13 protein-coding genes and 1 pseudogene are annotated in these 19,718 nt (G+C 61.9%); 5 read left to right on the top strand and 9 right to left on the bottom strand.

What is annotated here, in order from left to right:
* Positions 1-198: 198 nt before the first annotated feature.
* From AC07NY_RS24715 to AC07NY_RS24705, 3 genes and pseudogenes are all read right to left on the bottom strand, one after another.
* A pseudogene (locus tag AC07NY_RS24715) lies at positions 199-1,040 on the bottom strand (IS3 family transposase); the annotation flags it as partial.
* Positions 1,041-1,132: 92 nt separating this feature from the next.
* Positions 1,133-4,636 (bottom strand): ATP-binding protein, encoded by a 3,504-nt coding sequence (locus tag AC07NY_RS24710; RefSeq protein ID WP_492287748.1) that lies wholly within the window; start codon positions 4,634-4,636, stop codon positions 1,133-1,135.
* 2 nt (positions 4,637-4,638) lie between these two features.
* Complete coding sequence (locus AC07NY_RS24705; protein ID WP_492287747.1) at positions 4,639-5,907, bottom strand: metallophosphoesterase family protein; 1,269 nt, start codon at positions 5,905-5,907, stop codon at positions 4,639-4,641.
* 254 nt (positions 5,908-6,161) lie between these two features.
* On the opposite strand from AC07NY_RS24705, the gene AC07NY_RS24700 reads away from it, so the two are divergent.
* From AC07NY_RS24700 to AC07NY_RS24680, 5 genes are all read left to right on the top strand, one after another.
* On the top strand, positions 6,162-7,796 hold the full coding sequence (locus tag AC07NY_RS24700; protein WP_494585928.1) for an ATP-dependent nuclease: 1,635 nt from the start codon (positions 6,162-6,164) through the stop codon (positions 7,794-7,796).
* The gene (locus AC07NY_RS24695; RefSeq protein WP_492287745.1) at positions 7,793-8,941 is read left to right on the top strand and encodes a UvrD-helicase domain-containing protein; all 1,149 of its coding nucleotides are present in this window, start codon (positions 7,793-7,795) and stop codon (positions 8,939-8,941) included. The genes AC07NY_RS24700 and AC07NY_RS24695 overlap by 4 nt, the downstream gene beginning before the upstream one ends.
* 189 nt (positions 8,942-9,130) lie before the next feature.
* Positions 9,131-11,041 (top strand): competence protein CoiA family protein, encoded by a 1,911-nt coding sequence (locus AC07NY_RS24690; protein ID WP_492287744.1) that lies wholly within the window; start codon positions 9,131-9,133, stop codon positions 11,039-11,041.
* A gap of 264 nt (positions 11,042-11,305) precedes the next feature.
* Positions 11,306-12,847 carry a hypothetical protein gene (locus AC07NY_RS24685; RefSeq protein WP_494585927.1) on the top strand — a complete coding sequence of 514 codons (1,542 nt, stop codon included), beginning with the start codon at positions 11,306-11,308 and terminating at the stop codon, positions 12,845-12,847.
* 86 nt (positions 12,848-12,933) lie between these two features.
* On the top strand, positions 12,934-13,542 hold the full coding sequence (locus AC07NY_RS24680) for a hypothetical protein (RefSeq protein ID WP_492287742.1): 609 nt from the start codon (positions 12,934-12,936) through the stop codon (positions 13,540-13,542).
* A gap of 213 nt (positions 13,543-13,755) precedes the next feature.
* On the opposite strand, the gene AC07NY_RS24675 is transcribed toward AC07NY_RS24680, so the two are convergent.
* From AC07NY_RS24675 to AC07NY_RS24650, 6 genes are all read right to left on the bottom strand, one after another.
* A complete protein-coding gene (locus tag AC07NY_RS24675) occupies positions 13,756-14,613 on the bottom strand; it encodes a nucleotidyl transferase AbiEii/AbiGii toxin family protein (RefSeq protein WP_492287741.1) in 858 nt (285 codons plus the stop codon).
* Positions 14,604-15,716, bottom strand: coding sequence for a type IV toxin-antitoxin system AbiEi family antitoxin (locus tag AC07NY_RS24670; protein WP_492287740.1), 1,113 nt, complete (start codon positions 15,714-15,716; stop codon positions 14,604-14,606). The genes AC07NY_RS24675 and AC07NY_RS24670 overlap by 10 nt, the downstream gene beginning before the upstream one ends.
* A 286-nt stretch (positions 15,717-16,002) precedes the next feature.
* On the bottom strand, positions 16,003-16,530 hold the full coding sequence (locus tag AC07NY_RS24665; protein WP_492288380.1) for a ubiquitination-like system serine protease family protein: 528 nt from the start codon (positions 16,528-16,530) through the stop codon (positions 16,003-16,005).
* On the bottom strand, positions 16,527-18,005 hold the full coding sequence (locus AC07NY_RS24660; RefSeq protein WP_492288381.1) for a phosphotransferase: 1,479 nt from the start codon (positions 18,003-18,005) through the stop codon (positions 16,527-16,529). The genes AC07NY_RS24665 and AC07NY_RS24660 overlap by 4 nt, the downstream gene beginning before the upstream one ends.
* The gene (locus tag AC07NY_RS24655; protein ID WP_494585929.1) at positions 17,998-19,341 is read right to left on the bottom strand and encodes a ThiF family adenylyltransferase; all 1,344 of its coding nucleotides are present in this window, start codon (positions 19,339-19,341) and stop codon (positions 17,998-18,000) included. Before AC07NY_RS24655 ends, AC07NY_RS24660 begins: the two co-directional genes overlap by 8 nt.
* Complete coding sequence (locus AC07NY_RS24650; RefSeq protein ID WP_492288383.1) at positions 19,338-19,718, bottom strand: E2/UBC family protein; 381 nt, start codon at positions 19,716-19,718, stop codon at positions 19,338-19,340. Before AC07NY_RS24650 ends, AC07NY_RS24655 begins: the two co-directional genes overlap by 4 nt.

The raw sequence follows: 19,718 nt of genomic DNA, 5'->3' as shown, positions 1-19,718 counted from the left end.
GAAAGATCGATCTTCTCCAGGCGCGTCTGATCGGCGCGCAATGATCTCAAATGTCAGCGGGATTGCGTCAGACCCAAGATTGGACGCCGATCGGGGGGCAACTTTGCGCGCCGTTTGACACCTTGCGGCGCCAGCCTACCAAACGGTCGATCTGTGTTTGAGACAGGCCGCCCAGGAACTGGCCTCGATCTATTTACTGTCCGTATTGAAGATCTCCGGCTTGCCGAAGCGGGCCATGGCGTCCTCGACCGCCTCGATGCAGAAGGCGGTGTCCATCGTGATCGAGAGCCGCCAGGCCAGGACCTTGCGGCTGAACCAGTCGACGACCGCGGCGAGATAGACGAAGCCCCGCGCCATCGGGATGTAGGTGATGTCCATCGCCCAGACCTGATTGGGACGCGTCACCGGCAGCTTGCGCAGCAGGTAGGGGAAGATCGCGTGCCCCGGCACCCGCTTCGAGGTCCTCGGTCTGCGATAGAGCGCCTCGATCCCCATGCGCTTCATCAGCGTGGCGACGTGCAGGCGCCCGGCGACATGACCCTCGGCATTGAGAAGCCCCTGCAACATCCGGCTGCCGGCGAAGGGATATTCCAGATGCAGCGCATCGATCTGGCGCATCAGAGCCAGATCGGCAGCCGGAACCGCGCGGGGTAGATAGTAGACGCTGCCCCGGCTGATCCCCAGAACTTTCGCCTGCCGGCTGAGCGGCAGGTCGTGATGACGGTCGATCATCGCTTTGCGCTCAGAAGGCCGGCCTTCCCGAGCGCGCCGGACAAAAAATCATTCTCCAGCGTCAGTTCCCCGATCTTCGCGTGCAGCGTCTTCACGTCGATCACCGGAGCCGGTGCCGCGGCCTTCGCCTCGCCGTCGAACACGCCCGCAGCCCCGTCGAGAAGCTGATTGCGCCATTGCGTGATCTGGTTCGGATGCATGTCGAACTGCTGCGCCAGCTCGACGATCGTCTTCTCGCCCCGCACGGCTGCAAGGGCCACCTTCGCCTTGAAGGCCGGCGTGTGGTTCCGCCGCGGTCGTTTCGCCATGGTCTCTCCTGTCGCGGCCATCATGCCGCCTTCAGGCAGAAACTCCACTTATCCGACCTGTCCAGTTTTCCCGAGCCAGCTCTCAACCTCGGCTAGGCGATGGCGGAGCGCCTCATGGGGTTGGCGTCGAGATCGTGAAGCCGAACGTTCGGGCAAACCCGCCGGACGATCTCGCAGAGATGCTGGTGGTGGGTCAGGTAGATCACCTGGCCGCTCTGCGCCATGTCCGTGAACAGGCGAAACGCTTCCTCTGCCCGAAAATCGTCGAACGTCTCCATGATGTCATCCGCCACGAAAGGCACGGCTCGGCGCGCCTTGGCGAATTCATGGTATCCGGCGACGCGCAGCGCGAGATAGAGCTGGAAGCGCGTGCCTTTCGAGAGCTCGTCCGCGGCCTTCGAGCCGCCGCCGGCGGCAAGGGCGATCAGCGTCTCGCCATCCTTGCCCGGTTGCGCCGCGAGGCCGGAATAGGCACCCCGGCTGATCGTCCGGAACGCGGACGAGGCCTGCTCCATCATCGAACTGCGATGACGCTCCCGATAGATCGTCAGGGCCTGCTCCGCTGCGGCGATGCCGGCGCGCAATTGCAGATAGCGCAGTGCCCCGTCCTCGATCTCCAGCAAGGTCGTGCGGCGGCGTTCCTCGATCTCGGCGACCCTGGCATCGCCGCCGATGGCCTCGACCTGGTCGATCGCCGTCGCCCGGGCGGCGAAGAGCTCGTGGCAGCGCCGATCCTGATCGTCGAAGCGCACCTTCAGCTCGTTCCATTCGGCCTCCAGCGCCGGGCGGGCCGCGTTGTCGAGCGCCGTCTCGGCACCCGCGAGGTCGTCGCTGCGCATCGCCTCGCAGATGTCGCGCTCGGCTTCTCCCGCCCGCTCCTGCAATGCGCGGCGCTGCGTGATCAGCTCCAGCGCCTCGGCGACGTCGGCCAGCGAACCCGCCTCGAAGAAGGCGATCATCCGCTCCGTTTGGCCGGCATGGATCCTGTGCCTCTCGGCCAGCCCGCGTTGCCGCTCCTCCGCGGTCTCCAACTGGGCGGATAATTGCGCACGGCGGTCCTCGCCGGCGCCCGCCTGCCGGACCCTGTCGACGATCTCGCGGACGCTGTCCAGCACCGGCATCTCGCGCGGAAGCCCCAAAGCCTGCGCGAGCACCGCGACCTCGTCGCGAAACGCCGCCTGGTCCTTCTCCATCTTGTCGATACGGTCGACGAGCCCTGCGCGCTTCTCCAGTGTCGGCGCGAGATCTGCCATCGTGATGACAGTCTCGCGCACGACGCCGAGCGCGGGGACGGAACCCGCTTCCGCCAGCCAGCAACCGCGGCAGGTCGCGGACCAGGCCTCGACCCAGTCCCGCTCCTTCGCCGCCGCCTGTTCCGCCGAGTGCTCGCGCATCGCCAGCTCGCGCTGCCGCTCCGCCAGGTCGGCGTGGAGCCGCCTCATCTGCGCCTCGCTCTCCAGGCCAGCCTGGGCTTCCGCGAGCAGGGCGCCGACATCGGCTTCCTCCGCCGCGGCGAACCCGGCCCGCGCCAGCGCGGCCGCAAGACGAGCCCGCGCGTCGCGGATGTCCGCCTGCGCCGCGTCCAGATCCTGTTCGGCAGCCCGCACGGCCCCTCGCGCCTCCAGGGCCCGGTCCCGACGCGGCAGCCAATCCTCCAGCTCCGGCAAGGACGGCACCGGGGACCAGGACGGCGCCATGACGCACACGGCCTGCGCCACCTCGGCGTCGATGCCGTCGAGAGCGGTCGCCGCCTGCGCGGCCAGTTCCTGCGCGCGGGCGAGATCGGCCTGCGCGACGGCCAGCACCTGCCCGCTCTGATGCAGCCGCGCCAGCTCGGCCATATGCGAGAGGCGCCCGGCGCCGACCAGATCGTCCTGGCGCAGGGCGGCCTCGAAGTCATCCGCCGACGCGGCGCCGAGGTCGCGCCGATGCGCGGCCCAGGCCTGCTCGCGGCGCGCGCGGATCTCGGCCGCCTCCCGATCGGTCACGATGCCGGTCGTCGCGGCCAAGCCAGCCCGCTCCGCCTCGACATGGCGCATCTGGGTCGTGAGCCGCTCGATCTCATGCCGATGCTGGGTCAGCGCGGCTTCGCTCTCGCGCCGCGACGCTTTCCACCGCTGCAACAACTCCGGCCTGGGAACCGCCATGTCGACGAGTTGCTCCAGCGTACCCTGCCAGGGCCGCAGCGCCAAAAGGCGCGCGTCGAGATCGTCCTGCGCCGATGCCCGCGCCCGTCCGGCGAGCCGCGCGCGCGGCTGATGATCGGCCGATCGCAGGGCCTCGACCGTCGCCGCCAACGCCGCGACGGCGCGGGCCCGCTCCGGGGACTCCGGCTCGGCGCCCTCCGCCCGCGGCAGCCTGCCCGCGATCTCCGCGAGCCGGCGCTGCGCCTCGTCCCGTTCGTCGCCGGCATTGCGCAGGGCGGCGTCGATGCCCGATCTGGCCTCGATCAGAGCGCGCAGCCGGCCCATCGTCGCGGCGGTCAGGACGAGGCGCTGCGGCTCGCCCTCCCCGTCGCGCTCGATCCGCTGCAGGATGCCGGAGACCTGCAGGTCGAGCTGGCGCAATTGCAGCCGGCGTTCGGGGATGTCCTTGTCCGCGGTGATGTAGCGCGCCCGCAGCTCGGTCAGCCGCTCCAGCCCCTGCGCCTGTCGAAGAGCGGCCTCGTCGACGACGGTCGCGTCGATCTCGGCGCGCAGCCGCGCGATCTCCTCGCGGCTGGCCTGGCTCTGGACGCCGAGCGCGATCTCGTCCTTCTGCAGTGTCGGCAATTCGGCCGCCCAGCCGGCCGGGGCTTCCGGCAGGCCGGCCAGGGGCGCCAGGCGCTCGCGGTCGGCCCGCAGCGCGGCAAGCCGGGGCAGCGCTGCGAGGTGGCGCTGGATCTCGTCCAGGCGCGCCTGGAGGCGCGCACGCTCCCCGACCGCTTCGTCATATTGGCCGGTGGCGCTGTCCCGCCTCTCGATCAGGCGCGCATAGTCCGACGCCGGCGTGTCGAACTGCTCGCGCTCGGCCTTCAACCCCGCGAGGCGCGCCTTGAGCTCGGCGAGCAGGCCGCTGCGGGCCCGGAACTTGTAGAACCCCTCCGCCTCGGCCCGGAGGTCGACGAGCTTGTGGCTGAGATGAGCGAGGCCGGCGCTGGCCGAGAACAGCAATTGCCCGAGATCGCCCTTGCTCGCCAAGATGCTCTCGCCGCCCTTCTCCAGCGTCTCGTCATCGAGCGAGAACATGGTGCGATAGGCGTCGCGCTCGATCCCGCCGATCTCCGCGCGGATGGCGGCTTCGGGCAGCGGACGATCCTCGGCATCGAGCAGGCTGTTCTGCGGCCGCTTGATGCGGGCGAATTCGCGCGTCTCGCCGTCGAACTCCAGCGCCGCGCCGATCCGCATCGTGGCATAGGGATGCAGGAAACCGAACGCGCTCTGCGATCCGATTCCGAACAGGAGATCGAGCAAGGCCGAGAAGGTCGTCGACTTGCCGGCCTCGTTCGGCCCGTAGATCACATGCAGATCCGGCTCACCTTCGCGCCGCGCACCGAAATCGATGCTGTGATCGGTGAACTTGCCGTAGCGCGTCAGGTCGAGGCGGCGAAGGCGCATGCTCAGCCCTCCTCGCCCGCCGCCTGAAGGCGCGCGACCACCGTTTCCGCGCCATCGCGGGCGAGGCGCGCGACATGCTCCCGGAAGGCGTCCTCGTCGGCGCCCAACACGTCGCGGCATTCCTGCGGAAGCTGGGCCCGGATCTCCTCCGCCATGCCGGTCAGCGTCGCGGCGAAGGCGTCGGAGCCGAGGATCTGCTCCTCGATCAGGCGGTGGAGATCGGTGAGCGGGTCGCCGCTCGTCGCCCCCGGCAGCGCCGGCGGCTGGCAGGCGATCTCCAGCTTCTCCACCCAGCATGAGCCGATGACGGCGGCCCGGTCGTCGGCCTCGGCCTTCAGCAGATCCATGTCGCGGCGGATGCGCCAGGCCAGCGATGTCGCTCCCACGACCTGCAGCCGCGCGACCAGATGCGCGGACGCGACCGCGCTGCGTGTCGCCTCCAGGGCCCGCGCGACGCCCGAAACCAGCTCCCGCCAATCCTCCACCCCGGTCGCGTCGACCGTGACCCGCTCGAACTGCGCGACGCTGGTCAGGCGCTCCTCGATCGTGATCGAGCGGTCGTCGCCGACCGTGACCAGGGAGACGGATTTCGGACCGGCCTCGTTGATGTCGCGGCCCTGCGGCATGCCCGGCATCGCGATCAGGCAGCCATCGTCGACGATCGCGCGCTTGTGGATATGGCCGAGCGCCCAGTAGCGAAAGCCCGTCGCCCTGAGGTCGGCCAGGCTGCAGGGCGCATAGAGGTCGTGGCCAGGGTTGCCGGCCAAGCTGGTGTGCAGCATGCCGATATTGACGGCGCCTTCGACCGGCGGCCGGTATTTGCCGAGCAGGCTCTCGGGTGCGTGGGGCTGCGCAAAGCTCAAACCATGGATCACGATCGGAACCCGCCCCGCCGCGCCGGGAAGCTCCAGCGCCTCGGCGCGACCGCCGAAGACCTTGACCGAGTCCGGAAGCACCAGCTCCTTCGTGATCCGCGACATCGCATCATGATTGCCGCGGATCACGAAGGTACGGATCCCGGCCTGGTCCAGCCGCCGCAGCTGCTCGGCCAGGAAGCGCGCCGTCTTCATCGAACTCTGATCGCCATCATAGAGGTCGCCGGCGATCAGCAGCGCATCGACCTGCTCCGAAAGGCAGAGGTCGATAATCCGCACAAGCGCTTGCCGGGTGGCGTTGCTGATCAGATCGGCGAGATCGGGATTGCGCAACGCGAGGGAGCGCAGCGGCGAGTCGAGATGGATGTCGGCAGCGTGAACGAAACGAAAAGTCACTAAACCCTCGTCAGCAGGGCATGCGGCCGCCCTGAGCGTCCGCTAGCGAACGAGCAACTCAAGAACGAGTTGTCAATCGCCAACAGCCGTGTGTTCCCATCCAATGGAGTTTTGTTGCCCATATCGGGGCTTTTCCGGCGCCGCCACAATCCCACGAATACCTTGCACTTCAGCGAATGCCCAAACTGCCATATTTTCAGGAAGTGATTCTCATCTTTTGACTTTGATGAGCACAGGCTTGTACGGGGGATGGTATGAAGATCGCGAAGGTCAAGATCCACAACTTCAAATGCTATGCAGGGACCTTCGAAATTCCGCTAAATGATGGCATCAACATTATCGTTGGAAGCAATGAGTCCGGCAAATCGACGATCCTTGAAGCGATTCATCTCGCGCTGACAGGCATGCTGAACGGACGCCCGCTTCGAAACGATATCTCAAGCTATCTCTTCAACCTCGCGGTCGAGCAGGAATACGTTGCACGACTCTACAGCGCAAATCCGCTGCCGCCCCCGAGCATCTTCATCGAACTCTATTTTTCGGGCGAGGAAAAGGAGTTGGCCGATCTCGAGGGCGACGGCAATTCGGATAAAGTGAAGGCAAGCGGCGTTGCCCTGAAGATCGAATTCGATGCGGATAATTACAGCGATGCCTATGCCGAACTCATCAAAACCAAGACGCTCGAGGCCATTCCAATCGAGTATTATACAGTTACGGCGATGTCATTTCGGCGCGCCGGTATCACGGCCCGGAACATTCCAATCAAATCCGCCTTGATCGACTCGGCCAGCTCACGGCTTCAGAACGGCTCCGATCTCTATGTCGCGCGCATCATACGAGAGAGCCTCGAAGAGAAAGAGCGCGCGTTGATCTCGCAGGCCCACCGCAAGCTGCGGGAGGCATTCATGCGCGACGACAATCTCAAAGTTATCAACGAACGCGTCAACAATGCTGCGAAGATCAGTAAAAAATCAGTCAGCATCTCGGTCGATCTATCTTCCCAATCCGCCTGGGAGGGGAGTCTGATGACCTATATCGACAACATCCCTTTCCACTACATCGGCAAGGGTGAGCAGTGCATCATCAAAACTAAACTGGCACTCAGCGCCAAGAAGAACTCCGAGGCCACCGTGCTCCTCATCGAGGAGCCTGAGAACCATCTTTCCCATTCGAGGCTCAATCAGCTGATCCGCGACCTGACTGCGGATAACGGCGACAAGCAGGTGATCATCTCAACCCACTCCAGCTTCGTTGCGAACAAGCTCGGCCTGGAAAACCTCGTCCTCCTGCGGCAATCGAAAGTAACCAGGATCGGCGCCCTGAGCTCCAACGAGTTTTTCAGGAAATTGGCTGGTTACGATACACTCCGTCTCGTGCTCGCCGCAAAGGCGATCCTGGTGGAAGGCGATTCAGACGAACTCATTGTGCAGCGTGCCTATATGGACGCAAATAACGGGCGCCTTCCGATCGAGAACGACATTGACGTCATCTCGGTCGGCACATCCTTTTTGCGTTTCCTAGAGGTGGCGCGAGCCCTGCGCATCCCTGTTGCCATCGTCACCGACAATGACGGCAATCCAAAAGCGCTCGACAAAAAATACGCAGCCTATGACGGCATCGACCATATAACGATTTGCTATGACGAAGCCGTTGACAAGGGCGAGCTAAAAATCGGGGATAAATCCTTTAATTACAACACTCTGGAGCCAAAGCTGCTCAAGGAGAACGACCGGAAGACGCTTGGAAAGCTCTTTGGTTTCGAGCCAAAATCTGACGACGATCTGCACCGTCATATGCACGCAAATAAGACAGATTGCGCGCTCGCCGTCTTTGCAGCGAAGGAGAAAGTCAAGTTTCCGGCCTATATCACCAAGGCTATTGCTCTATGATGGGGTCAAACCACGTCGTCATCGCCGCGGCGGGCTCAGGAAAAACAACTTACCTCGTCAACGAGGCACTTAAGGTGAAGGACGATAAGGTCCTTATAACGACCTATACGGAATCAAACGAAGCCGAAATACGTCAGAAGATTTTCGACGTAAATGGCCACCTTCCGGCGAATGTTGTCGTTATGACCTGGTTCGCGTTCCTCATCTCACATGGGGTAAAGCCTTTCCAGGGCAGCCTGTTTGATTTTCCGGTGAAGGGAATGCAGCTTGTCTCAAGCCGATCGGGTCTCAAAGCACGCGATAGGGCCGGACGTCCCCTCTACTGGGGTGAAGCGGATTTTGAGCGACACTACTTCGACTCTAGGCGTCGCATTTACTCAGATAAATTGGCGAAGCTCGTGATCCGCTGCAATGAAGCGTCGAAAGGAAACGTTTTCGATCGGGTCAGCCGCGCTTTCCGGCACATCTTTGTCGACGAGGTTCAGGATCTCGCAGGCCATGACCTCGATATCCTGACCGCGTTTTTCGCGAGCGCCTCGCGGATTGTGCTCGTCGGCGACCCGCGTCAGGTGACCTATCTCACGCACAACGAAGCGAAATACGACAAGTACGCAGAGGGAAAGCTGGTGCAGTTTCTCAAAGAGAAATTGCCCAAGAGAGTCGCCTATGAACTCGACGAAGAGAGCCTGAACACGTCCCACCGCAACAGCGACGCAATTTGCGCGCTGGCCTCGAGGCTATACCCCGAGCTCAAGGCGAGCACCGCTTGCAAGTGCGCGTCCTGCCGCAAGGACGACAATGGCCATGCCGGATTTTTCATCGTGCGGCCCGACGATATCGCGCGCTACATCGCGACCTTCCGGCCCATGCAGCTTTGTCTCGCGGCCAATTCAAAGGGCGTCGACCGAACCAATCCCGCAATGAATTTCGGGGCTTCGAAAGGACGCGGGTTCGATCGCGTACTCATCCACCCAACTGATCACATGCTGCGTTGGCTGCGCAACGATAAGCAAGCACTCGCAAATCAAACGCGAGCGAAACTATACGTTGCTTTGACACGCGCGCGCATGAGCGTCGCCGTCGTTGCAAACTTAAACCAAGAAGACGCGCCGGTCGGATTTGAACTTTTTGCCCCAGCATTTTAGAGCAGTCGGATCGGCCGACACAGCTGATGCGGTGGAGAGTACGCCACCGTCACATCGCGGCCATTCAAGCAGCGTCATCGTTTCGGAGACGGGCTCGCAAAAATCGCGAAAGCCGAGAAGTGTCAGCAGTGACAGTTTAGCGGATTGTGGGACCTTGCGCCGCGATCTGACCTATGGTCGCCTCGTTTAATGGCTGAACCGATCAAAAAATCGAGCCTTTTGGACATCTCGCTCGATGCGCTTTTCGATTGTGGTCGGAATGGGATGTCCGTCGTGGCCGTTGACGAACATGGCAGGCTCGTTTCGATTCGTGACGTGCCGAGGGGCCTGGCCTGCAAATGCACCTGTCCTGGCTGCGATCGCCGAATGGTCGCGAGAACGAAGGATGACAAGCGGACTGCCCACTTCGCCCATCACGGCGAAGCAGGCTTCACCTGCACATCGGCGGGCGAAACAGCGCTTCACAAGTTCGCCAAGGAGGTTCTCAACGAACACCTGGAGTTTGAGCTCCCATCGCGGGCGGTCGAAGAAGCTGGCGAACGAGAGGTCGTGGTTCCGGCCGGCCGCTACAAATTTGACGAGGCTGTCCTGGAAAAGAAAACCGGTTCGATCGTACCGGACGTCATGCTGCTGAAGGGCGAGCGACAGCTCATTATCGAATTCAAGGTTACGCACGCCTGCGGACCGGAGAAGATCGCCGAAATCCGCCAGCTCAATATCGGTGCCATCGAGATTGAGCTGGAGCCGTATCGTGGACTGAAACTCGGAGACTTAGCGGATAAGATCCTGTTCGAGGCGAGCCGATCTTGGCTCCACAATCCCAGAGACCTTGATGCCCGTCAGCGGGCGCGTCAGCGCGCGGCTGACAAGGCAGCGGCAATTGAGAAAGAGGCCACTGATATTGCGGCTGGTTATCGGCATGTGCCGCCGACCGCGGCCGCTGGTTCGAGCAAGCAAGAGAAAGCGGTCCGGAGCGATGGGCTCGGCGAGTTCATCAACATCGATGTCAAAGGCTCGGGCTGCTTCAATGTCCCGCTCGGGCAGTGGCAGGCTGCTGTCCTCAGGATATACCTCGGGCCCGACGATGAAGAATTTGGCTTTGGCGAGGTCTACCTCGTTGTTAAGCAGCTCGGGTGGATCGATAAGCTCTACCTCTCGATCTCTCGCGACGTCGCGCAGAAAGTTCAAAGTAAGATACCTCACTTCCAGATAGCCCCCTACGCGGTACGTGATTATCTAAAGCATCTCAGCGATAGCGGGCTGCTTTTACCCACCCAGCATGACGGGTGGCGCCCTGCGCCGGCGCTGCGGAGACTCGTTGCGGCAGCGAAGGAGCTGCGAGAACGCCCGGCCAAGCGTTTCGAAGATCTCGAGGCTTGCGCTCGAGATGTTCTGAAAGACCTTCCTCCTGAGGAAGTCGACACATTCAATATCAAAGCCTGGGCCGACCAGGTCCTGCCCGGTCGAGATTTTTCGCCAATACAGGCCCTTGATTTCGACGACATGCCGTGGCGATCGTTCCGAGGCGATTTGGTCAACCTTCGGTGGCAGGTCCGGGGCAATCCCAAGCCAGAACTGGATCTGATGGGATTGCCGCTCGCTGGCGAGCTACACCGCACGCTGGAACGGAAGGCCCAAGAGTTCGCCGCGCGCGAGCAGGCCAAAGCTCAAAAGGAGCGGGCAGCGGCTGATAGTCGCGTCGGCCAGCTAAAATCGGAAGCTTGGCAGGGATTGGGAGCGGAGGCCGACGCATGGTTCAACTCCCCTCATCGAGATTTGAACGATCGAACTCCACTTGGGGTCGCCGCGATCAGCGATGACGAGTACGTCCGAGCTCATCGGCTTCTTACAGAGCGCATTCGAGAATTCGAACTGGCCAGGGCACAGAAGCAGAAAAAGGGCGCAGCTCTCGGCGATGTCGTCAGTTTCGCACGCACGAAGTACGGCGAGCAAAAGGCCGGGCTCTGGATCCGGGGCGTTCACCCTCGCCTACAAGCTCGGCCAGAAGATTACATCGTTGACGAGACTACGCGCGATGTGTGCCTGAGGCTCATCGACCCTAAGGTGGATATTAGCAGATTTAGGAGAAAGCGGGCGTAGCAGTAGGTCTTCTCGGGGAATCTGTGAGACGGTCGCGATGTTTGCGGTTGCGCTTCGAGCTGCCATCGTCGGCCACCAAGGAGACTAGGCCCGGGCTCTTAGGCAGTGTTTTGACGTTCTCAGCGCTGTCCGGTTTGACATTGCACAAAAATGCGTCAGACTTTATCGTCTCTAAGCAACTGAAATTTAGGCATTATTTTTAATTTCGCTCGATGTGTAAAAAAGGACGCCGGTGTAGAGAGAAGCTGTTATAAATAGAGCAGTGTGACACGGTCGTCATTCTCGTTTGATAATGATCTCGTTCGGCTGCTCCGCAGCACCGGACCTTCGCTCACCATTGCGCTTATTGCCGAGATGGTGAAGGACGGCATATCTCCAGCGGCGGCGCGTCAACGCATTGCGCGTGCCGGCGATAGCGTGACCAAGCTCGCGGGGCTGAGGTTCGCGCACAACGCGCGCTTCTTCTTCTTGTCGGAGCAGTTCGGCCGCCCGTCGTTCTGGAAAGCCATCGAGAGGGCTTGCAAATCCCATGGGCCATCATACTGGGGGGCGATCATCGGCCTGAAGGCCCGTGGCGGCGCTTTCCCCCTGAGGCTATTTCCTGGGCTCTGTGGCGCTCCCCTCGCTCGCAAAGGACAGCTATCGCCCGAGCGGATCATACAGCGCCTGCAGGCCATTCACATGGTTGAGCAGATCACGGACGAGGCAACCGGCGAACGCTTCGTCGCCTTTCAACCACGACAGTATCGGACTGCAAAACTATCGCATATCCGCGCCCAGTTGGCAGCCGAGGACGTGGTTTTGCACGGCATGAAGGAGTGGTGCCGGCGCCTTGGCCTTGCCAGCTTCGAGCGCATCAAACTTCGCGGCGACGACGAGCCACCCGTCGTATCAAGCATTACCTGGGATTTCAGCGGCCCGTCCTATGCACGACCGCTCGCGCAACCACTTAATGGCACCTTACGGCCCGGTTTCGTCGTGGCAGACGTCAATCTCAGCAAGATTCTAGATTCCGATGAGGTGGCGCACTTCGTCCGGAAGCACGACCTAGCATCGGGGCCTCGGAATGTCGCCCCCATCATGCCGTTCTTGGTCGCGGACGGTTTCACGGCAACTGGCTTCAGCCTGGCACGCCAGAAAGGCATTCTCGCGACTACCACAGCGCAGATGTTCGGCGAGGAGGTCGCCAAGGCCCTTCGCGACCTCATCAACCTGTTGAGCAATGCCGGGGCGACAGCAGCCATGAACCCCGAACACCTCGAGCGCGTGATGGGAAGTCTGACAAAAATCGAGGGCGCCGCCCACAATCTGCGAGGCCATTTGTTCGAGCTAGCAGTTGGCGCATTAGTAAAGGACGTAGAAGGCGGCTATTTGCGCGCCGGCGACGAAGTGAGGGACGCACTGACGCGCCGGTCGGCCGAGATCGACGTGCTGCTCGACATGCCGGATGACAAAGGCGTGCTCGTCATCGAGTGCAAATCAAAGAGTCCCACCTCGCGTATTGGCCTTCAGGAAATCAAAAAATGGCGGGAGGATCGTGTGCCGCTTCTTCGCAGCATACTCCGAAGTCAGTCGCTGTTCGCTGACAAGAAGCTCACCTTTGAGCTTTGGACCAATGCCCCGATCGCCGGCCCCGAGCTTGAGTGGCTGGAGAGCAATCGGTTGGAGGAGGGCTGTGAAATCGGCTGGCGGGATGGCGAAGCGATGAAACAGTATCTGGAAAAATCAACGTCGAAATCGCTCATCAAAATCATGAACGAGCATTATTTCCGGCACGCGCTTGTGCGCGTCATTCCAGGTCAGTAGCGCGTCATGACCACTCGTTTCGGGTAGTTGACTCAAACTATATGACCACTCATATTGTGCGGACACAAATGAGGGGGAGGTAGCCAATGAGCCGCTGGCTTACAAACTATGGCGCGACGGAAACCGGGCGGCGGTTAACCGAGATCATCGATCAGCCTGAGCACTTTGCCGCTTTCGTGACGCTATCGGAGCAGAGGAAGCCCGCCGTCCAGGCAGTGGCCAAGGACGTCGCCGCGATCGTCGCGGCCCTTCACTCGAAAAAGGAACGCGATGCCGCGTGCCAGTTTGTCGGGTGGTACGTCGGGCAAATGATGCGCGAAGCGGGATACGTCGTTGTTCAAGAACGCGGTCGCGTTTCAGACGCCCCTTACAAGACTGGAGCGGTATGGGCGCTGGTGCCGACAGAGCCCAAACTGACCTGGGACAGCCCACCCATGATGCCTCAGGGGCGTCTCCAGCTGAAGGTAAGCATGGGTAAAAATGGTGCCGTGGCAGATTGGGAACTGACGACGTCGGACAAAACCCGGAGTGGAACGCCGCGCCGCGTGCACCAGATTATGAGCGTCAAGAAGCCAGTCGCCGCCGCCGTGATCGAGGTGATCGCCTACGCCCGCCGCCATGGTCATGCACTGATCTCGGTTATCGATCACGGCAATCAGTATCCGAAAGCCGACTGGCCAGAGGCAAACCGGTAGATCGCAGCGCTGCTGAATACATACAATCGAGACACTGCCTAGAGGCACCGAGGCCGTTAGCTGACCCCAGCGCAGTGACCCCCGATCGGGTAGCATCGTCGAGACACTCGCACTGGTGACATGCCGCAACGTCGAGCCACCACCAGCTGCGAGGATGGAGCGCCTCGGCATCGTGCAAGGGGCTGGTTTTTGGGCAAGACGTGCTCGCCCAATCTAGAGGCCAAGCGCTGCCATCCAGGCATGCACCTGGCCGAAGGCGTCCCGTTGCCACTGGTCAGGCGTTCTATCGCCCATTGCCGCTGTTCCCTCAACAAACTGGCGCACCCAGACCGGCCCGATCATATCCTCTGCAGCAAACTTCTCAGCGATCCCCTGAAACCCTTCGCGGGCCTCCTCGATCTCCAGCAGCGGGCGACAAAGTTCGGCCAGTGCTTCGGGCCCGCCGTCGTAGTTGCGAATGCAGTAGTACACATCGTACGCGTCTTTGCGCTTCTGCCGACGCGCGAGTGCCTGTCCCTTCATTGCAAGCAGCGCAGGGATGGATGCGACTGCAATCTCGACGCGATTGCGCCCACCGCCCGGCATTACGCCTTCCACGGCGATCAGTTGGTGGAAGCGGATCGCAAGCTCAGCCCCGGACGCACGTTGGACTGCGAACTCCGATAGGATTGGCGGAATATTCTTCTCAATCTCCGCATTGCGCGGCATCAAGAAGTCAACGATGACCTCGATCGGCGGCCCTCCATCAGCCGATTCAACGAGACGCACGAGCTGAAAGCGTCTGTGATCAGGGCTTTGCGCATAGCCGTTTTTCATCAGGGCTTCGACGAGACGCACATATTCGCCATCGCCGAGTGCCTCTGCATCGAGCGTCAGGTCAACATCGATAGTGCCGACATGCTGCATATCGTCCGCCTGAAGAAGGAGCCAGGGAACGGCTCCCCCGACAACGGCAAACTTCCCCTCAAAGCTGCCAAGGACCTGACCGATTTCGAGGAGCGCGGATTTTACGGCCTCGGTGACCCGGTCGGTGTAGTCGGCGGCAGATTGTGGATCAGGCGCTAGTGCCATTTAAGCAGTTTCTCTCTCAAGTGTTCGGCCGCCTCTTGCCCACGATCGTCGAGGTGCGAGAGGTCGAGATAGGTCAAGATCGGCGACGCTACCGGAGGCGCGCCGGGAAGCTTCACACGCTCCTTCAGGATCGAAGAATCGTCTGGCTCGATGATTTCGACGTTAGCGCCGGTTGTGGTGGGCTTCAGCTTTAGCCGCTCGATCAGCTCAGGCATTATCGAGGTGTCGGCATAGAGCGTGGTTGTATTCCCACGCATAAAGGGGGCGAGCCACTGCGCCGCGGAAAGGCCGCCGAGCATGGCATGCCCGTCAGTGTCCGGCGCTTGCAGGGCTCGGCGCAGCGCCTCTTCCCACTGCTTGCCGTGAAGAATGCTATACCAGCTCGTTCGCTTGCCCCGCACAGGCTCATAAGAGCTTCGCCATGCATCCAACAATGCGTCCGGCGCCGTCAGGCGAAGCCCATCGTCGCCAACCGTCGCCCATTCCCGATCCCGCAGGGCAGACCGCACGTTGCTGACATGGCCGAGGCTGGCGTTGGCAGCCTCGGCTAGGTCGGCGACCTTCCAGGCGTGGTCGGGGTCGCGTAATAGAGTCCGCAAGATTTGCCCCGCCTTGGGGGAGAATACCGCCTTATAGGAGCGAGCCGCGGGCTTGGGACGTTCGGCGGTCTCGCGTTCGATGAAGATGGTGTCGAACGCAATCCGGCAGTTTCCGGCGAGGTCGAGCCAGCCCACTCCCGCCGCTTGGCAGATCGCCCGGGACTCGGGCGAAAGCCATGACGAGCCGACAATGGGGACAAACGTGCCTTGTGCAGCCCCATTGTGATATCTGCCGATATAGGCGTGAAGCAGGTTGATGGCGTGCCTGATCTGCTTTGGAAATCCCGGATTCTTCACCTCGCAGAGCAATGTCGCCTCGCGATCTCCCGTTCGCAGGCGAGCGACGATGTCGAGACGCCGCAAGGCCGCGTGGGGGTCGTTGAGGACGACCTCATTGTCGATCGACTGAATTGCGATCGAGGGGATCCGCTCCAATTGCTGGCGCAGCGCATCAGCAATCAGAGGCCCAAGCTCGCCTTCTTTCATCCGCTCTAGTGTTTTCATTGGTCAGTGAAATAGGCCGTCTCGGTGAAATTTTCAACCTCTTCCACTACGAATGCCACTTTCAATTTTCAGTGAAATCACTCATTTGAGTGAAATCGAAGACGCCCCCGTCGCCGGTACGGCCGACCAGCACCGCAGCGCATCGGCCACCAACGCCCACTGATATTCGGAAACGATCTGTATGGCCGCGCCAACCTACGCCGAGCTTTACGCATAGTTTGGGGATTCGGTGGCAACTCCGCTGACCCCATCAAGGTCGTCGGCCTTGAAGTCGGACTAGATTGACTTAGTGCTCCGCCCGCCGGAACCAATCTCGCTGAGGGCCAGTGCCTGCTTCAGCGAGGCCCTTCTGCACCAACCTTCGCCCGGCGCGCGAAACCTCCCAAGGAATCTCGTCGAGGTGGGTAGCCAACTCCAGCGGGCTTCTGAATTTGCCGAATTCAAGGGCCACGTAGAGCTTGTGCTCCAGGGTCGCGTCATAGGGCGGCTCCAAGTTGCCGTCCTCGAAACGATCGCACCAGATTATCCGCCCGCGCCAGACGATGAAGTGACTACCGCAGCCACCGTCTCGCCAGACCGAGGGGTAGAGAGTGATCTCATCACCGCGCTCGTCCAACTTCCAAGCCTTGGCTGTACGCGGATCAAGGTTGACCACAAGTGTCTCACCGCACCCGTCCGGGCAGGCGACAAGCAGGGATCGAGGAACGCCGCGGCGGACTAGCACAGCGTCGCCAGCCGCCTCCAGCAACAGCTCGCCCTGATCACGGTACTCCGCAACTCCACGCAGGCGCAGATGACGGGCGGGCTTGCTCACGAGATCCTCCGAGCTTCAAGGTCGTCTACCAATCGCGCAGCGACGACGAAACCGTGAGCTCTCCTGTAGCGGTCCGCGGCCGGCCCGTCATTCCATTGACAGCGGCGTAATAGCTGGACGGCCACGGCGGTCTGATATTCGGTCGGGCAGGACTGCGCCGCGAGCCCTATTTGCCTAAGCTGGCGGACTGCAGCAACCATCCAGCAATAGGGAGCGTGCGCAGGGCCTGGTCCCGGCGCGTCGACAAACGCGGATGGGGCGTAGAGGCGGTCGATCTCGTCCGTCCACGCTTTGTTTTTGTAAGCTCTGGCGTCTTCTTCCGGTGGAAGCTCGAACGCGAGCCACACCTCCAGCGCGGCGACATCCGTGGTTAGAGGCCCTCGTTCAGCGACGGAAGCCAGATCGATGAGGATCGCCTGCCCGCTCCGGACGACGACGTTGCCGCCATGCAGATCACCGTGCACCGGGGCGAGGCGATAAGACTGGTCGCTTAGGCTTGTCAGCCGCTGCCAAAGTACGCCGCCAGTGGCGGCGACCGTCTCTCGTGCAGCGTGCTCCTCATAGCTGGGTTTGATGTGCTCCGGGGCGCACACGCCAGCACTGTGCATGGCGAGGGCCACCGATCCCTTGGTGGGGGAGGCATCATAAGCTTGATTGCGCCAACCTGAGAGCGTCTCCCCCATGAGGGAAGAGATAGCTTGTCCGGCCACGTTCCTGCGCACCATATCCCAGAGGGATTCCGAGCGGTCCACAAAGTCTCCCGCAAACAGGCTGCGCTCCGCGCCTTCGACGATGTCCTGCACGTTCGGCCGCAGCCCGAACGGGACGTACCGATCGGCAAATTCGCGATAGTTCGCGAACTCCTTCGCAATCTTCGCGTGCTCGTCGACCTTGGCAAAGAACGGCTGGGGCTGCTTACCCGCGCGCGAACCACTGACGGTCATGTGGACGGCGAAAACCCGAGCATCCGAGCGGCCGCCTGTTAGCTCCTGGAGCACGATACTGTCGCAAAAGTGGAATGCGCGTTGAAAAAGGGGTTCGTCTCGCCGATCAAGAGGGCGGCCATTCGTTGCCATGGTGATCTCAAGGGCCGGCTTTGCACGAGGGCCGAGTCGCCGTCGCGCAATGCGCTCAGCGATCTCGTGCGCCTCTGGCGCCGTACGAACTTTGAGACGATGCAGGAGGCGAAATCCTGCTAAGTACGCCTGGGCAGTTCCAAGTGCGCCATCGTCCGGCGACACAAGATAGATGTCGGAGCCGTAGTCCAGCAGTGGTTGCGCCAACCGCTGAATCGCAGCTGCTGTCTCTGTGCCGTTGTCACCGTCCAAAGCAAAGACCGCAGCCCGAACGTCCGCGGGATTCCGGAGCGGCTCATCGAGCGCAGTCTTAACGAGCCAGAGGCCCCGGTTGCTGAACTCACGCCCTACTTGCTCGCCAGCGGGCGGCCCCAACCAAAGAACCCCGCGCTCAGCCATGGCACATCCCGATGTGCCTCACCGGCAGTGCCCAACGTCCTGCCCGCGCCATCGCGCCCGAGGCAGAACAGACGATACAGGTATCCGTCCTTCTGGCTGTCGTCAGCCGTACCGTACCACGCACGCCGTCGTACATCTGGAAACGGGCGCCCGCGCGCACTGGCGTTACCGCACCCAAGAACATGGTCACCGCCAATGACGACATGGTCGAATTGATAGAGATGACCGCCGGCTGCGGCTCGTGCACACCCTGTACATACGGGTCAGCGGCGCGCTGCATGGGCGTGAGCATCTCTCGGCGGATCTGTTCTCCGTCCAGAGCGCCGGTGCAGGTGAGGCATGGAAGCCCGGGGGCGAGCATCTGCACTCGACCGGTGATGTGAGACACACCTTCGGGTCCGACAGTGATGCTCACGCCCATGTCGATAGCCGGCACCAGGTATTGGTAGGCCAGCTGGCCTACTACTGCCCGGCTCGCGTGGGAATCAGTGCAGATAAAAAGGAAATCGAGAGCGGCCAACTGCGGCGGCACGTCGGCATCGACGACGTCCCGCTCAAGAGGCCTAACCCGTGCCTGCGGATTAATATGGCCGATCGTCCGAGCGGCCACCTCCACTTTCGGCCGCCCTACATCGCCGGGCCCCGCGCCCACAAGGCGATTGAGATTGGTGGTTTCCACCGTGTCCGGCTCCACGACCGTGAAGTCCTGGACACCCAAATAAGCCAGTTGCTGCAGGAGTACTGAGCCCGTTCCGCCTGCACCAATTACACCAACCCGTAGGCTACGGAGCAGCTGCTGCCCAGGCGCGCCAAAGGCTCGCACTTGACGATCGTGAGCAGAAATGTCGGCGTGGTCTTGCGGGAATCGGGTCCTCAATATCAGGTCCGCGCCCACATCCCATACAGGAACCTCTTTCGTATCGCCCAGTATGCGGGCGCGACAGCCATCTGGACCGACCACTAGCGCCAGGTGTTCGAGATCGGCCGCACGTCGGGCGAAGTATGAAGCCAGTTGCGCCTCGCCGCGATCATCCTCTTCCGAGAAGACTGGATAGCTCTCCGCCCACGGGTGGGTGTGAACCATCACGATACTGAGCCCATCGCGGCGAGCGCGATTTGCGATTTCGACAACGAATGCGGCCTTCAGCACGGCGGATACGGCATCTCGCCGCTCGTAGGCATCTTCTGGCACAAGGGCAGCGTCTGCCACCACCCAAGACCCTGCTCCCCGATCATGGTGGGCATAGGCCACCGCGCAAGCCTCCCGAGAGCGATCGGCCAGCAAGGAGTCATAGAGCTCGCCGTAGAGAGGCGCAGGAAATCGCAGCCCGCTCACTGAATTCGCCTCAATCGATCGAGTATCGTGTTCATCCAACTGGACAGAGTGTCCCGGTTTGGATTCCACCCGTTCAATAAGTGCCAGGAGAACCACAGACCCATATGGGTGGTCTCTGGAATGTTGTTCTCCGCAGTATTCTGCGGCATCTGCCCGCCCGCCAGGCGCAAGTCCGCGTCCGCCCAGAAGCAGTCTACTGCAGCGAATGGGTAACCTGCCGGGGCCAGGAAACGGATGACCGAGGCAGCCTTGGTCCACCCTTCCGGCAGCGCAACCCTCAGCACGCTGATGAGACTTGCGCCGCCGGGCAACTTCGTGACTTCGACCTCGCCGAAACGCTCGCGCAATTGCTGAATCTGAGTTTCGAGCGGGGCCAT

It is taken from the genome of Allobosea sp. GW821-FHT09G06, from assembly GCF_059416005.1.
This window is presented reverse-complemented; position numbering and strand designations above follow the sequence as displayed.

Bases quoted from the DNA above. Each gene is read 5' to 3' on its own strand.
- AC07NY_RS24710 (WP_492287748.1), bottom strand. From the start codon at position 4,636: ATGCGCCTTCGCCGCCTCGACCTGACGCGCTACGGCAAGTTCACCGAT.
- AC07NY_RS24675 (WP_492287741.1), bottom strand. From the start codon at position 14,613: ATGGCACTAGCGCCTGATCCACAATCTGCCGCCGACTACACCGACCGG.
- AC07NY_RS24680 (WP_492287742.1), top strand. From the start codon at position 12,934: ATGAGCCGCTGGCTTACAAACTATGGCGCGACGGAAACCGGGCGGCGG.
- AC07NY_RS24695 (WP_492287745.1), top strand. From the start codon at position 7,793: ATGATGGGGTCAAACCACGTCGTCATCGCCGCGGCGGGCTCAGGAAAA.
- AC07NY_RS24690 (WP_492287744.1), top strand. From the start codon at position 9,131: ATGGCTGAACCGATCAAAAAATCGAGCCTTTTGGACATCTCGCTCGAT.
- AC07NY_RS24650 (WP_492288383.1), bottom strand. From the start codon at position 19,718: ATGGCCCCGCTCGAAACTCAGATTCAGCAATTGCGCGAGCGTTTCGGC.
- AC07NY_RS24670 (WP_492287740.1), bottom strand. From the start codon at position 15,716: ATGAAAACACTAGAGCGGATGAAAGAAGGCGAGCTTGGGCCTCTGATT.
- AC07NY_RS24660 (WP_492288381.1), bottom strand. From the start codon at position 18,005: ATGGCTGAGCGCGGGGTTCTTTGGTTGGGGCCGCCCGCTGGCGAGCAA.
- AC07NY_RS24700 (WP_494585928.1), top strand. From the start codon at position 6,162: ATGAAGATCGCGAAGGTCAAGATCCACAACTTCAAATGCTATGCAGGG.